11 protein-coding genes are annotated in these 15,303 nt (G+C 32.3%); all 11 read left to right on the top strand.

Translation table 11 applies throughout. From position 1 onward, the window contains the following. Window positions 1-244 precede the first annotated feature (244 nt). Window positions 245-2,341 carry a glycoside hydrolase family 36 protein gene (locus tag BX659_RS17740; RefSeq protein ID WP_097019568.1) on the top strand — a complete coding sequence of 699 codons (2,097 nt, stop codon included), beginning with the start codon at window positions 245-247 and terminating at the stop codon, window positions 2,339-2,341. Between the two features lie 54 nt (window positions 2,342-2,395). Beyond that, window positions 2,396-3,061 carry a ribose-5-phosphate isomerase RpiA gene (rpiA, locus tag BX659_RS17735; RefSeq protein ID WP_097019567.1) on the top strand — a complete coding sequence of 222 codons (666 nt, stop codon included), beginning with the start codon at window positions 2,396-2,398 and terminating at the stop codon, window positions 3,059-3,061. Between the two features lie 281 nt (window positions 3,062-3,342). Beyond that, window positions 3,343-4,374, top strand: coding sequence for an aldose epimerase family protein (locus BX659_RS17730; protein WP_097019566.1), 1,032 nt, complete (start codon window positions 3,343-3,345; stop codon window positions 4,372-4,374). Window positions 4,375-4,869: 495 nt separating this feature from the next. Then, the gene (locus BX659_RS17725; RefSeq protein WP_097019565.1) at window positions 4,870-6,048 is read left to right on the top strand and encodes an ROK family transcriptional regulator; all 1,179 of its coding nucleotides are present in this window, start codon (window positions 4,870-4,872) and stop codon (window positions 6,046-6,048) included. Between the two features lie 101 nt (window positions 6,049-6,149). Then, complete coding sequence (xylA, locus tag BX659_RS17720) at window positions 6,150-7,466, top strand: xylose isomerase (RefSeq protein ID WP_097019564.1); 1,317 nt, start codon at window positions 6,150-6,152, stop codon at window positions 7,464-7,466. Between the two features lie 42 nt (window positions 7,467-7,508). Further along, window positions 7,509-9,017 carry a xylulokinase gene (xylB, locus tag BX659_RS17715; RefSeq protein ID WP_097019563.1) on the top strand — a complete coding sequence of 503 codons (1,509 nt, stop codon included), beginning with the start codon at window positions 7,509-7,511 and terminating at the stop codon, window positions 9,015-9,017. A gap of 444 nt (window positions 9,018-9,461) precedes the next feature. Beyond that, window positions 9,462-10,481, top strand: coding sequence for a D-xylose ABC transporter substrate-binding protein (xylF, locus tag BX659_RS17710; RefSeq protein ID WP_374956488.1), 1,020 nt, complete (start codon window positions 9,462-9,464; stop codon window positions 10,479-10,481). 71 nt (window positions 10,482-10,552) lie between these two features. After that, on the top strand, window positions 10,553-12,154 hold the full coding sequence (locus tag BX659_RS17705; protein WP_097019561.1) for a xylose ABC transporter ATP-binding protein: 1,602 nt from the start codon (window positions 10,553-10,555) through the stop codon (window positions 12,152-12,154). Window positions 12,155-12,156: 2 nt separating this feature from the next. Then, window positions 12,157-13,314 carry a sugar ABC transporter permease gene (locus tag BX659_RS17700; protein ID WP_097019560.1) on the top strand — a complete coding sequence of 386 codons (1,158 nt, stop codon included), beginning with the start codon at window positions 12,157-12,159 and terminating at the stop codon, window positions 13,312-13,314. A gap of 269 nt (window positions 13,315-13,583) precedes the next feature. After that, window positions 13,584-15,065 carry a methyl-accepting chemotaxis protein gene (locus BX659_RS17695; protein WP_181186458.1) on the top strand — a complete coding sequence of 494 codons (1,482 nt, stop codon included), beginning with the start codon at window positions 13,584-13,586 and terminating at the stop codon, window positions 15,063-15,065. Between the two features lie 44 nt (window positions 15,066-15,109). Next, window positions 15,110-15,303: transaldolase family protein (locus tag BX659_RS17690; protein WP_301178936.1), on the top strand; the 194-nt coding region annotated here is incomplete at its 3' end.

Raw genomic sequence — 15,303 nt, 5'->3', positions numbered from 1 at the left:
TAGTGGTCCTGGTGAGCAAGTAGCTAAGCACTTTGGTTTCACAGCTGAAGATGTAGCAGAAAAAATCTTAGCTAAGTTATAAAAATAAGGTTTAGCGATTAGAATAATAATTTGGGTTTAAATACAAATTATTATAAGTTTTATAGAATGATTATTATAAGAATCCATTAATACTTCTTTAAGTATGTATGGATTCTTATTTTAATAAATATAGAAATTGGCTAGACTAGGAGGTCTGGTTATTATGTATGAAATCATTAAAATTAAAGAAAATGATTTGAATTTAGTCTTTGAAATTACTGAAGACCAGGATCTTAGATTGTTACATTTTTCAGCTCTTAACTTAAAAAATCAGCTAGAAGGTAATGATAATAAATGGTTTCGTTTAGTAGAGGTTCAGCTAAGTGGAGAAAATCATGATGATCATCACGGTGCCAAGCATACGGGAACTTTACCAGCTAAGAGGTTAGAATACCAGACTCATAAAGATTACCGTAATCATCAAGGAAGAAAACTAGAGTTTATTTTAAAAGATTTGATAACATGTTTAGAAGTAACTAGCCATCTTCAATTTTATAATGATATTTCTGTTATTTCTAGCTGGGTAGATTTAGAGAACAAAGGAGAAGAGGAACTTGGAATTGAATATGTCTCCTCCTTTGCGTTAACTGGGATTGCTAAGGAAGGTTTACAATCTTGGAGTAATAAGATGAAACTTTATATTCCCCATCATACTTGGCAAGGTGAAGCTCAATGGAAGGATTATTCTTTGAGAGAGTTGGGCTTATATCCAGTCTCAAACTTTTCAATGAAGAGAATCTCTATCAGTAATACAGGAACTTGGTCTGCAAAGGAGTTTGCTCCGATGGGTATGTTAGAGAATATTGAAGCAGGGACTAATTTTTTCTGGCAGATTGAACATAATGGTTCATGGCAATGGGAAATTAGCGATATAGACAGAAATCTTTATCTCCAATTAAGTGGACCAACAGAGCAGGAACATCAATGGTGGAAGAAGCTTAAACCTCAAGAATCCTTTACTACAGTACCTGTTGCTATTGGTTCTGTTAAAGGTGATTTTAACGATGCTATTGGAGAATTAACTTCTTATCGTCGAGCTATTAGACGGCCTAATAAAGATAATGAAGAATTACCAGTTATCTTTAATGATTATATGAATTGCTTGTTTGGAGAACCTACTACTGAGAAGCTACTTCCTTTGATTGATGCTGCAGAAGAGGCTGCTTGTGAATATTTCTGTATCGATGCTGGTTGGTATGATGATGGTTATTGGTGGGATGGTGTTGGTGAATGGTTACCATCTAAAGAGAGATTTACACAGGGGATAGAAGAACCTCTAAATTACATAAAAGCTAAAGGGATGGTTTCAGGATTATGGTTGGAGTTAGAAGTAATGGGTATCAATTGCCAACTTGCTGATCAGGTACCCGATGATTGGTTCTTCTGCCGCCATGGTAAAAGGGTGATTGATCATGGACGCTATCAATTAGACTTTCGTAATCCAGAAGTAATTAACCATGCTAATCAAGTTGTTGAACGCCTTATTGAAGATTATGGAGTAGGTTATATTAAAATGGATTATAATATTGATGCAGGGGCAGGAACAGAGCTTAATGCTGATAGCTTTGGTGATGGATTACTTGAACATAATCGAGCTTACTTAGCTTGGGTAGATAGTATTTTTGCAAGATATCCAGATTTAGTGATTGAAAATTGTAGTAGTGGTGGAATGAGAATGGACTATGCTTTGTTAAAGAGTCATAGTATTCAATCTAGTAGTGATCAGACTGATTATCGTAAGAATGCGGTCATTGCAGCAGCAGCCCCTTCTTTAGTAACGCCAGAGCAATGTGCAGTCTGGTCTTATCCCTTGACAGATGGAGACCAAGAAGAAGTTATCTTTAATATGGTCAATGCTATTTTAATGAGAATCCACCAAAGTGGTCATTTAGCTGAGATAGATCAAGAGCGTAAAGCATTAGTTAAAGAGGGTATTAATTATTATAAAGGTATTCGTGAAGATATCAAGAATTCCTTACCTTTTTGGCCTTTAGGTCTGCCTTCCTTTGATGATCAATGGATTAGCTTAGGACTTAAAACAGCTAAGAAGACTTATGTAGCAGTATGGCGTTTGAATAGTCAAGTTAATACTTGTAGATTACCTATTAGGCATTTAAAAGGGATGGAAGTTAAAGTTAGAATGACTTATCCATTAGAAGTAGAGGGTGAGGGCTATTGGAATCAAAGCTCAGGTATTTTAACGGTATCCTTACCTCAAAATAACACTGCTAGAATCTTTGAATTGGTTAAGATGGATTAATTAGTATATAATTAATAAATGAAAAACTAAGAATTTAGAGGAGGGTGATAGTCAATGAACTTAAAGCAAGTTGCAGGAGAGAAAGCGGCTTCTTATATTAAAGATGGAATGATTGTTGGGCTAGGAACAGGTTCCACAGCCTATTACTTCACTAAAAAGATAGGAGAATTGGTCAAAGAGGGATTGAAAGTTAAGTGTATTCCTACCTCAAAAGATACTAAGAAGCTTGCCAAGGAGTGGAATATTCCTTTGACTGAATTGGCTCAGGTTGATCATATTGATGTAACTGTTGATGGAGCCGATGAGGTCGATCCTGATTTCAATTTAATTAAAGGTGGCGGGGGAGCGCTATTAAGGGAAAAAATTATAGCTTATGCTAGTAAGAAGTTAATTATCGTAGTAGATAAGACTAAGATGGTAGAGATCTTAGGAAAGTTTCCTTTACCAGTAGAAGTGACAACCTTTGCTTGGGAAAATACTCTGTCTCAGATAGAGAGATTAGGCTGTAAAGCTACTTTAAGAAGGTCAGCAGATCAGCCCTTTATCACAGATAATGATAACTATATCTTAGATTGCCAATTTGATAAAATTGAGAATCCAGCGGAATTAAATTCAAAACTAAATCAAATTCCAGGTGTTGTGGAAAATGGTCTATTTATAGATATGGCTGATTTAGTAGTAGTAGGAAAAGATACAACGGTTGAGATAGTAGAGAAATAATATAAAAATATGGCAATATTTTCTCAAATTGAGAGTAGAGTATTAAAAGATTTTGAAGGTTTCTAATTGGTTACTTTTAGGGCGCCCTGAAGGAAGTATTTTTTCTTCCTGAGGAAGTACTCTTGGGGTGCAATGCTAAAAGTAACACGGGAAAAAGCTGATAAGCTTTCCCGTAACTTTTTTTAATTAGATCAATGAAAATTTTGCTTATTTTTTAAAGTATAGAGTATCTCGATATATCTATTAAGCAATAAAACTCATAAAGCTAAGGAGATGATCAGATGGAGATAACAAAAAAGAATTTTGGTAAATTAGCAACTGGTGAAGAAGTAATCGAATATATCTTAAAGAATGAAAAATTACAGGTTAATGTACTTAACTATGGAGGAATTATTACAAAGCTCTATGCTCCAGACAAAAATGGTAAGATGGAGAATGTGGTATTGGGATATGATAATCTAGAGGATTATCTAACTAAGTCACCTTACTTTGGAGCTATTATCGGTAGACATGCTGGCAGAATAAGTAATGCAGAATTTAAGCTTAATGGAGAGGTCTATCAATTGGCTGCTAATGAAAATGAAAATAACCTACATGGTGGAACAGGTCTTGATAAGAGAATTTGGGAGGTAACAGAGCTAGAAAATGGACTAGAGCTAAGTTATTTCAGTCCTCATTTAGAAGAAGGATTTCCAGCAGATGTAGAGTTTACAGTTAGATATTTATTGATAGATGATACCTTAGAGATAGAATATGTAGCTATTCCAGATAGAGAGACAATTATCAATTTAACTAACCACACTTACTTTAACTTATCAGGAGAGGCTAAGACTGATATTTTAAATCATGAATTAAAGATAGAGTCTGCTAAATTTTTAGCTTTGGACGAGAAGTCTATGCCTACAGGAGAGATCAGAGAAGTAGAGGGAACTCCCTTTGATTTTAGAGAGTTTAAAGAAATAGGAAAAGAGATTGCAGCAGATTATCGACAGCTTGAGTATACAGGTGGTTATGATCATCCTTATGTTTTAGAAAATGGGGAAGATTCTATAATCTTAAAGGATAAAGAGTCAGGTAGAGCTTTAGTTATGTCTACAGATCAACCAGTATTGGTCTTTTATGCAGGAAATCAGATGAGACAAGAGGATCAAGGATTATTAAATAGTGGTCAAGAAGCCAGAAAGCATTTAGCTCTCTGCTTAGAGACTCAAGATTACCCAGATGCAATTAATGTTGATAGCTTAGCGACTAAGACCTATACACCAGAGAAGATTTATAGAGCAAAGACTAGCTATAAGTTTTATATTGATTGATCTTATATTTTAGAGTAGACATGATTATATTTAAGCAATAAGTAGTAGTAGAATAAAGGAGAGTTTGTGGTATAAATGCTCTCCTTTATTATATATTATTTAGAATTATTCTACTTTATAATCTTTTGAATTTCGGGAGTGGGTAGATGTTCTTATATTTTATCTTATCAAACTTATTAAAAAAACTTGACAATTTACAGGAAGTAGATTATACTTTTAGTAAAGAAAATAATAAAAGTGTCAATTTTTATTTTATAACTTAATTTAAAACTTAAATTAAGTTATAAAATAAAAATAGTTATTATGCTAAAGGATAGAGTTCTTATACCAAGAAGATAGATCAAACTAATGGAATTTTTGAAAATTATAAGTTTACAAGTAAGAAGTTTATATTTTATGCTGTAAAATATTTATTGTTTGTTTATACAATATATTAATGTAATTATTAAATTAAGTAATCTAAAATAAGTTGATAAGTAGAGGGAGAGTTTAGATATGAAGAAAATTGAAGTTACAAATTCTAATATAATGGGAAATATGAATCTGATTAATATTTTTCAATTGATTCATAAGCATGATTCAATTTCCCGTAAAGAATTAGCAGAGAGAACTGATTATAGTCCTGGTACAATCTCTAATCATGTAAAAACTTTAATAAAAGAGGGTTATGTTGTTGAAACTGATAAAGGTTTTTCAAATGGAGGAAGAAAACCAGTATATTTAACTGTAAATTCTAAAAAAGCTTATATGCTCTGTGTAGATATTGAGGTTAATAAGGTCAAGATAGTAATTTTTGATTTAAAATTAAAAGTAGTAATGAAGCATACTATATTGATAACAGATAAAAGTTCTTCTAGTACAATAATAAGGAAGATATTTACTCAAATAGATGAGATGATGAAAGACCAAAATCTTAATAATGATGAAATCTTGGGGATAGGTATTGCAGTACCTGGCTTGGTCGATAAAGATAAAGGAGTTTTAGAGTTTGCACCTAATTTAGGATGGCGAGATATTAACATAGTAAAGATCTTTAGAGAACAATATGATCTTCCAATTTATTTAGAAAATGAAGCTAAGGTTGCTACAATTGGAGAAAGAGATATTATATATCCTGAAGTTAACAATATGGTCTTTGCTTCCATAAATGAAGGTATAGGATGTGGGATTATATTTGATAAGAAGTTGTATAAAGGAGCAAGTGGAAATGCTGGTGAATTTGGACACCTAATTATTAAAGAAGATGGTTATGAATGCCATTGTGGAAATAAAGGGTGCTGGGAGACCTATGCTTCAGAGAGTTACATTTTAGAAAAAATAAAAAGGTTGTCTAATAAAGAAATTTTAGATATAGATGAAGTGTATAAGGAAGCTAAAAGTGGTAATGAAGATTTTATTAAAATTTTAAAAAAGACAGGTGAAAATATAGGAATAGGATTGGCTAATATAGTTAATAGTTTGAGCCCAGAATTGATAGTAATAGGTGGTAACATTATAAAAATAAAAGAGTATATAAGTGATGAAGTTATAAAGGTTATCAAAGCTCAATCACTTTCTGTAGCTTACAAAAAAGTTGATATAAAATTCAGTAAATTAGGAGATAATGCGACAGTTTATGGAATAGCTAAATTGGTCTTTGATTCTCATATTAATTTATTAAGAGGGGGTGAGTAATTTGTAAAAAATTTTATAGCTAGATTATTTTTTCACCTTAGTTTTTTTAAGACTTAAAAAAACCCTTAAAAAAATACAAAAAACACTTAGGAGGAGTTAAAATGACTGAATTTTTCAAAAATATTTCAAAAATAAAATATGAAGGAAAGGATACTAAGAATCCATTAGCTTTTAAATATTATAATCCAGAAGAGGTCATTGGAGATAAGACTATGGAAGAACATTTACGTTTCTCTATGGCATATTGGCATACTTTGACTGGAGAAGGTTCTGATGTATTTGGTGATGGTACAGCACTTAGACCATGGGATACTGGTTCAGCAATGGATATAGCTAAGAAAAGAGTTGAAGTTGCTTTTGAATTTATGTCTAAGTTAAATATGCCATTCTTCTGTTTTCATGATAGGGATATTGCTCCAGAAGGAGAGACTTTAAAAGAAACTAATCAAAATTTAGATGAGATTGTTGCTTTAATTAAAGAGAAGATGGATGAAACAGGGATTAAATTATTATGGGGAACTGCTAATGCCTTCTCAAATCCTAGATATGTACATGGTGCTGCTACAGCTCCTAATGCGGATGTATTTGCTTATGCAGCAGCTCAAGTTAAAAAAGCAATGGAAGTAACTAAAGAGTTAGGTGGACAAAACTATGTATTCTGGGGTGGACGTGAAGGCTACGAAACTCTACTTAATACCAACATGGAATTAGAGCAAGATAATTTAGCAAAATTTTTACAGATGGCAGTGGATTATGCTAAGGAAATTGGTTTTAATGGACAATTCTTAATTGAGCCTAAACCAAAAGAACCAACTAAGCATCAATATGATTTTGATACTGCAACTGTATTAGGATTCTTAAGAAAGTATGGCTTAGATAAAGGCTTTAAGGTAAATATTGAGACAAACCATGCTACTTTAGCAGGTCATACAATGCAACATGAATTACATTTTGCTAGAATTAATGGAGTATTAGGAAGTGTTGATGCTAACCAAGGAGATATGTTACTAGGATGGGATACTGACCAATTTCCAACTAACATATATGTTACAACTCTTGCAATGTATGAGATCTTGAAAAATGGTGGATTGCATAGAGGTGGATTAAACTTTGATGCTAAGGTAAGAAGAGGATCTTTTGAGCCAATTGATTTATTCCACGCACATATTGCAGGTATGGATGCCTTTGCTAAAGGATTAAAGGTTGCTCATAAATTACTCGAAGCTGGAGAATTAGAGAAAGTTGTAGCAGAACGTTATAGTAGCTTTAGTGAAGGGATAGGAAAAGATATTGTAGATAGAAAAGTTGGATTTAAAGAACTAGAGGCTTATGCATTAGAAAATGATCAAGTTGTTAATAAATCTGGTAGACAAGAATTATTAGAAAACATTTTAAATCAATATATCTTTGAACTTTAAGAATTAGCGAATTCAATAGTGAAAATTAAAGGAGGCTTCTAAATGAGTTATTTATTAGGCTTGGATATAGGTACAAGTGGTATTAAGGGTATTTTAATTACCGATAAGGGTAAAGTTATATCTAATAAAACAAGAAGCTATCCTTTATCAACTCCTAAATCTGGTTGGGCAGAGCAAAATCCCAAAGATTGGTGGGTAGCTACTCAAGAGGTTATTAAAAAAATTATAACTGAAAGTAAAGTGGACACTAGTCAAATTAAAGGGATTAGTTTATCTGGTCAGATGCATAGTTCTGTCTTTTTAGATGAACAATTGCAGGTGATTAGACCTGCAATTTTATGGAGTGATACAAGGACTTCTAAGCAATGTCAAGAGATTTATGAAAGGGTGGGGGGATTAGATAATTTGATAAATTATGTATCTAATCCTGCTTTAGAAGGCTTTACAGCCCCTAAAGTCTTATGGCTTAAAGAGAATGAACCGCAGAATTATAATAAAATTAGACATTTATTATTACCTAAAGATTATATTCGTTATCAACTAACTGGTGAAATCTATACAGAAGTTTCTGATGGTGCAGGAATGTTATTTCTTAATGTGCAGAAGAAGAAATGGTCTGAGAAGTTATTGGATAAGTTAGGTATTGATAAGGAGATTCTACCTCCAGTAGTTGATTCGACAGAAATTGTTGGGGAAATAACAGCAGAAGTTGCTCAAAAAACAGGTTTGGCAGTTGGGACTCCAGTGGTAGCTGGTGGAGCTGATAATGCTTGTGGAGCTGTGGGAAGTGGAATCGTTAAAGAAGGTCGTGTGATGGTAAGTATCGGAACTTCAGGAGTGGTTCTAGCTCAGATTGATAATTCAGTAGCTGATGATCAAGGTAGGATCCATCTATTTAATCATGCTAAAAGAGATAGCTGGTATATGATGGGTGTTATGCTATCAGCAGGGCGTTGCTTTAGTTGGATGAAAGAAGAGTTGTTTGCTGATGAGTTAGATTATGACCATTTAAATGAGTTGGCTGCTAAAGTGAAGCCAGGTAGTGAAGGGTTAACTTTCTTACCATATCTTTATGGAGAAAGGACTCCTTATGCTGACCCTAATGCTCGTGGTGTTTATTTTGGTGTTTCTGGTAAACATCAACAAGGACATTTTATCCGTAGTGTCATGGAAGGGGTGACCTTTGGGCTGAAGGATTCTTTAGAGTTGATTAAAGAAAAAGGTGTAGAGATTACTGAGATTAGAGTTATTGGTGGAGGAGCTAAAAGTAAGTTGTGGCAACAAATTCTTGCTGATATCTTTGCTAATGAAATTAGTCTGTTAAATGTTGAAGAAGGACCTGCTTTTGGAGCAGCTTTGATTGCTGGAGTTGGTGTGGGGGTTTATGATAGCTTTGAAGAAGCAGCCAATAGTATTATCAAAGTTAAAGAGGTTATTAGCCCTAATCTAGAAAGTGTTGAATTATATGATAAACAATATAAGTTATATAAGCAATTGTATGTTAGTTTAAAAGATGAGTTTAAAGCTTTAAGTCAAATAATCGAGAACTAACTATATTGATTTATATAATAAAGGGATATGAATTCACTATAAAAGTAAGTTGAGATTTAATTCGGATAGAGAAATATAAGAATCATATAAGATATTCACAATAATATAACACTATATTAGTTTTATAAGTTTTTCTCTTCTTCAAATATTGATAATAAGTTTATAAATCTTTTAAAAGTTAGTCTTGACTGGCAAGATGATATAAATTTAGGGTAGGCTTTAATTTGAAGAGGAAAATATAAGATTTATATAAGGTATTCATAAGAGCATAATATTATATTAATTTTATAAGATTTTTTCTCTTTTATTTAAATATTTATGATAAGTTTATAACTTTTTTAAATCTTTTGTCATAATTATAAGGGAGGAAGGATAATGATGAGGAAAAATTTAGTGATAATTTCTTTGGTTTTAACAGTTGTCTTTATGGCAAGCACAGCGACTATGGCAGGCTTTTTTGATTGGCTGACTGGAGATGAGAAAGAAGATATCAAAAAGGATGATAAGATAGTAATTGGATTATCAATGGATAACTTACGTTTAGAGAGATGGCAGCATGATAGAGATATCTTTGTAAAGAAGGCAAAGGAGCTAGGAGCAGAGGTGTTAGTACAGTCTGCTAATGGTGATGATCAATTGCAATTATCCGAAGCAGAAAATTTAATTACCCAAGGTATCGATATCTTGGTAGTAGTACCACACAATGGTAAAGTTATGGGAAGCGTAGTAGAAGAAGCCCATAACAATGGAGTAAAAGTTTTATCTTATGATAGATTACTTATGGATAGTAATGTAGATTACTACATTTCTTTTGATAATGTAAAAGTAGGTGAGTTACAGGCTCAATATCTAGTAGATAAGAAGCCTAGAGGTAATTATTTCTTAATGGGAGGCTCCCCTACTGATAATAATGCTAAGTTATTTCGTCAAGGACAAATGAATGTGTTGAAATCTTATATTGACCGTGGAGCTATTGAAGTTGTTGGTGACCAATGGGCAAAAGATTGGTTACCCCAAGAAGGTATGAAGATTATAGAAAATGCTTTAACTGCCAATAAAAATAATATTGATGTAGTTGTTGCTTCTAATGACAGTACTGCTGGAGGGGCGATTGAAGCGTTAGCTGCTCAGGGGCTTGCAGGTGAAGTGTTGATTTCAGGACAAGATGCAGATTTAGCTGCTTGTCAAAGGGTTGTAAAAGGAACTCAAACCATGACTATTTATAAGCCAGTTAGTAAATTGGCAAGTGAGGCAGCTATGGCTGCTGTTAAAATGGCTAAAGGAGAAGAGATAGAGACAGATGGTAAGACTACTAATAATGGTAAAATAGCTGTTCCTTCAATTCTATTAACTCCAATTCAAGTAGATAAAGATAATATGGTAGATACAGTAATTAAAGATGGATTCCATACTATGGAAGAAGTTTATAAGGATATTCCTAAAGATAAATGGCCTGAAAAATAATTAATATTTATTTAATTGAAAATAATGAGATTTTATTGATCTCATTATTTTCTTTAAAAGGAGGATATGTCATGGAATATATATTAGAAACCAAAAATATTATCAAAGAATTTCCTGGAGTTAGAGCATTGGATAGGGTTTCTTTTAAGATAAAAAAAGGAGAGATTCTTGCTTTATGTGGAGAGAATGGTGCAGGAAAATCAACCCTTATCAAAGTATTAAGTGGGGTTTATCCCTATGGTAGCTATGAAGGACAAATTCTACTAAGGGGTGAAGAACAAAGATTTGAATCGATTAAGAGTGCAGAGCAGAAGGGAATTGCTGTTATTCATCAGGAATTGGCTTTATTTGAAGAATTAAGTGTTGCAGAGAATATATTTATGGGTAATGAAATTCAAAAAAATGGTATCCTAGATTGGAATGCTATGTATGACCAGACTAATAAATGGATTAAGAAGTTAAGACTAGAAGGCGTAAAACCAGCAACAAAGGTAGGTGACTTAGGAGTTGGCAAGCAGCAGCTTGTAGAGATTGCCAAGGCTTTAGCAAAGGATTCTAAAATATTAATATTAGATGAACCAACAGATTCTTTTACTGATGCTGAAGTAGATATACTTTTAAATATATTAGATGACTTGCGTCAAGATGGTGTGACTTGTATTTATATCTCTCACAAATTAGATGAAGTTTTTAGGATTGCGAATTCAGCAACAGTAATCAGAGATGGAAAAGCTATTGGTAGTGATCAGATTGAAAATCTTAGTGAGAAAGATATAGTCAAGATGATGGTAGGTAGAGAGATTAGTCATATGTTTCCTAATAAGACTGCAAAGATTGGCGAAAAGGTTTTAGAGGTTAAGAACTTCAATGTTTATGATCCTGATAATTCTGAGAAGCTGATCGTTAATGATGTTAGCTTTAGTGTAAGAAAAGGAGAAATTTTAGGTATTTCTGGGTTAGTTGGGGCAGGGAGAACAGAGCTAGTAAATAGTATCTTTGGGACTTTTCCTGCTAAAAAGGAAGGTGAAATTTACTTAGATAATGATTTAATAGAAATCAATTCTGCTTTAGAAGCTTTAGAGAAAGGAATTGCTCTTGCTCCAGAGGATAGAAAGAGATTTGGATTGATTCATACTATGGATGTTAGAAGTAATACTTCGATTGCTTGTTTAGAGAAGTTTAAAGAGTCTCTATCTGTAAATCAGAGTGAAGAGATATTGAAAGTGCAAGAGTTTGTTGAAAAGTTGAAGGTTAAAACAGCATCTTTGGAGACCAATATCTTTAATCTAAGTGGTGGTAATCAGCAAAAAGTGGTTTTAGCCAAAAATTTAATGACAGAACCAAAAGTACTAATTCTTGATGAACCGACAAGAGGAATAGATGTAGGAGCAAAACAAGAAATTTATAGCTTGATGAATGAATTAGCTGAGCAAGGGGTAGCAATCATTATGGTCTCTTCTGAACTTCCTGAGGTTATAGGGATGAGTGATAGGATTTTAGTTTTGACAGAAGGAAAGGTAACAGGAAGATTCTATAATAGAGATAATAAAGTTACGCAAGAAGAGATTATGGCTTGCTCAACTGGAGAGAAAGATGGCATATATTGTCACGTGGATATAAATGATGAATACGTAGACAAAAATAATAGAATTTATTTAACTGGAGGGGAGTAATTATGGGTGAAGTAATAATTGAAAAAATGAAATTAAATAAAAAATTTAAAATTAATATAGATGTTAAGACCTATATGATGATAATTGCTTTGATAGGAATTTGGGGTATTTTTACCTTTGCAACAGGAGGTTCTTTCTTATCTCCTAGAAATATATCTAACTTATTTAGACAATCAGTCTTTACCTCTGTGCTAGCAATTGGTATGGTTTTAGTTATCATTATGGGAGAAATTGACTTGTCAGTAGGCTCTTTAGTAGGGTTAGCAGGAGGTATTGTGGCTATATGTGATGTTTGGCTAGAATTAAATCCTGTTTTATCAATCTTAATTACTCTTCTAGTAGGTGCTTTATTAGGTCTTTGGAATGGCTGGTGGGTAGCATATAAAAGAGTTCCTTCTTTTATTGTAACTTTGGGGGGCTATTTGATTTTTAGAGGTGTTTTAGTAGGAATCACTAATGGTACTACTATTGGTCCAATGAGTAATACTTTTAGATATTTAGGTAAAGGGTATGTATCTCCTTTCGTAGGCTTAGCAATAAGTTTAGTAGTTGCAATCTATTTAGTCTATTATCAAAGAAAAACTAGAAAGAAGAAGTTAGCATATGGTTTTGATGTATTACCTGCTAAGTTTGAGTTTGCTAAAAAAGCACTCACTATTTTGGGGATAGTAATTTTTGTATTCGTTATGAATGCATATCGTGGAATTTCTGTATCTATATTGTTACTATTGTTCTTAGCTGCAATTTTCTTCTATATTACTAAAAATACTGTTTTTGGTCGCCATATTTATGCTATTGGTGGAAATGAAGAGGCTGCTCAACTATCGGGAATTAAGATTAAAAAGACTATGTTAATGGTCTTTTTATTAAATGGTTTACTAGCTGCTATTGGAGGTATATTATTGACTTCTAGACTAAATGCTGCCTCAGTAGCTGCTGGAAATATGGCAGAGCTTGATGCGATAGCTTCTTGTGTAATAGGTGGTGCGAGTTTATCAGGAGGAGTTGGAAGTGTAATTGGAGCAATAATCGGTGCTGTAGTTATGGCAAGCCTTGATAATGGTATGAGTTTATTAAATACTCCGATGTTTTGGCAATCAATTGTAAAAGGGCTAGTTTTAATTGCTGCTGTGTGGGCAGATGTCTCTATGAAGAAGTAAGTTTTTGTTTTAAATAAAGGTGTGATTAGTATAAAAAGTGATAGCTTTTCTTGTTTATCACACCTTTATTATATATGTCAAAGGAATAATCACTAATGTATACTTATATTACAAATTAAGATAAAACCTTATTTAGGGTGGGAACAATGTTAAAAAAGATAAAAAAATCATTAAAGTTAAAATTTAATTTAATTGTTATAAGTGCAATAATTATTATTGTTTTAGTCAGTCTTTTTGCGGTTGACATAGTTGTGACAAGGAGAATATTGATGCAAGTTTCAGAGCAGAATCAAACTACAGGGTATAAGATTTTGAATTTGAAGTATCCAGGCTTGTGGGAAGATAAGAATGGTCAATTATATAAGGGGAAAACTCCAATTAAAAGTAGTTTCTTAATTTCTAAGGATATAGCAGGATATTTATCTGATCATGATATTACATATCAAAGAATAGTTGCTATCTTTTTAAATAATCAATTGATAGATACTAATATAAATAAGCAGATAGAGTTAACTTCAATTGTAAGGGAGAAAGTTCTAAAACATGGTCAAGATTATCATAATATTATTAAGATAGATAGTCATAAATATTATATTGATTATTCTCCATTAAAAGATAAAGCTGGTAATAATATTGGTGTTTGGATGGTGGGAGTTCCTTTTTCAATAGTAAAAGACATAATGGGTGAGATATTTTTAATAATAACAATTATACTAGTTCTAAGTATAATAGTCATTCAATTTGCTTTATCAGAAATGCTAAATAGATTATTGTTTAGACCATTAAGTCATATTATTGACAAAACTAGATTAATAGCTAGTGGTGATTTAACAACTAAAGTTGAATTAGATAGAGAAGATGAAATGGGTAATTTAGCTCAAGAAATTAATATTATGACTAAAGAGTTAAAGCAGATGGTCAAAAATATTAATTGTATGAATCAAGATATCTATATTTCTAGTCAAGACTTGAATTGTATTAGTGAACAGACTACAGTTTTAATAGAGGGAATTTCATCTTCAACAGAAGAAGTGACAGTTTCTATAGAAACTGTTAATAATAATACCGCTGATATATCTAATGAGGTTAGTAATGTTAATTATTATATTCAGAGGGGTTTGAAGAGGATGAATGCTATTCAAGGGAATATGGATAATATTATTAGATCCTCTCGTAAGTCAATTGATATTATTAAAACTCTAGAACAAACCTCAGATGATATAAAGAATGTTACAGATATTATTGCTCATATTGCTGAACAGACTAATTTATTATCATTAAATGCGTCTATAGAAGCAGCCAGAGCAAGTTATACTATAGATGGTTCTGGTAGAACAAGTGGGGGAGATTATGGGCGAGGTTTTGTAGTAGTAGCTGAGGAAATTAGAAATTTATCTGTTGAAACTCAAGATTCTGTTGATAATATTGGAAATAATATTGAAGGATTAATTCTATGTATTAATGATGCTGTAAAGATTATCAATCATAATAATCAGCAAATTGAAAAAGAAGTTGTTAATATTAATGAATGTAAAGATTTCTTTGAACAGATATCTATTAAAATAGATAGAATTAACAAACAGGTTAAGAATATTGTAGAGTCTAATAAAGATCTTTTATCTGAAATTGAAGAGATAGTGATGATAAAAGAAGAAGAAGATAAGTCAGCACACTCTATATTAGAGTGCAGTAACAAGTTAAATAATTTTGTCAAAAAACTAAATACTTTAGTTAATAAATTTAAAGTGTAGTCTTAAACTAAATATAACAATAATAACAAAGGAGAGTGGAGAGAATGAAATTTTTTATTGATACTGCAAATTTAGAAGAGATTAAGAAGGCTGCTGCTTTAGGTGTTGTGGATGGTGTTACTACTAATCCAAGTCTAGTAGCTAAAGAGGGAGATGTTGATTTTCATACTAGAATTAAAGAGATATGTGAATTGATTGATGGACCAGTAAGTGCTGAGGTAATCAGTCTTGATGCTGA

The organism is Orenia metallireducens (genome assembly GCF_003001995.1).
Lineage (GTDB): Bacteria > Bacillota > Halanaerobiia > Halobacteroidales > Halobacteroidaceae > Orenia > Orenia metallireducens_B.
The sequence above is the reverse complement of the archived record's forward strand: the minus strand, read 5'-3'. Positions and strand labels throughout refer to the sequence as shown.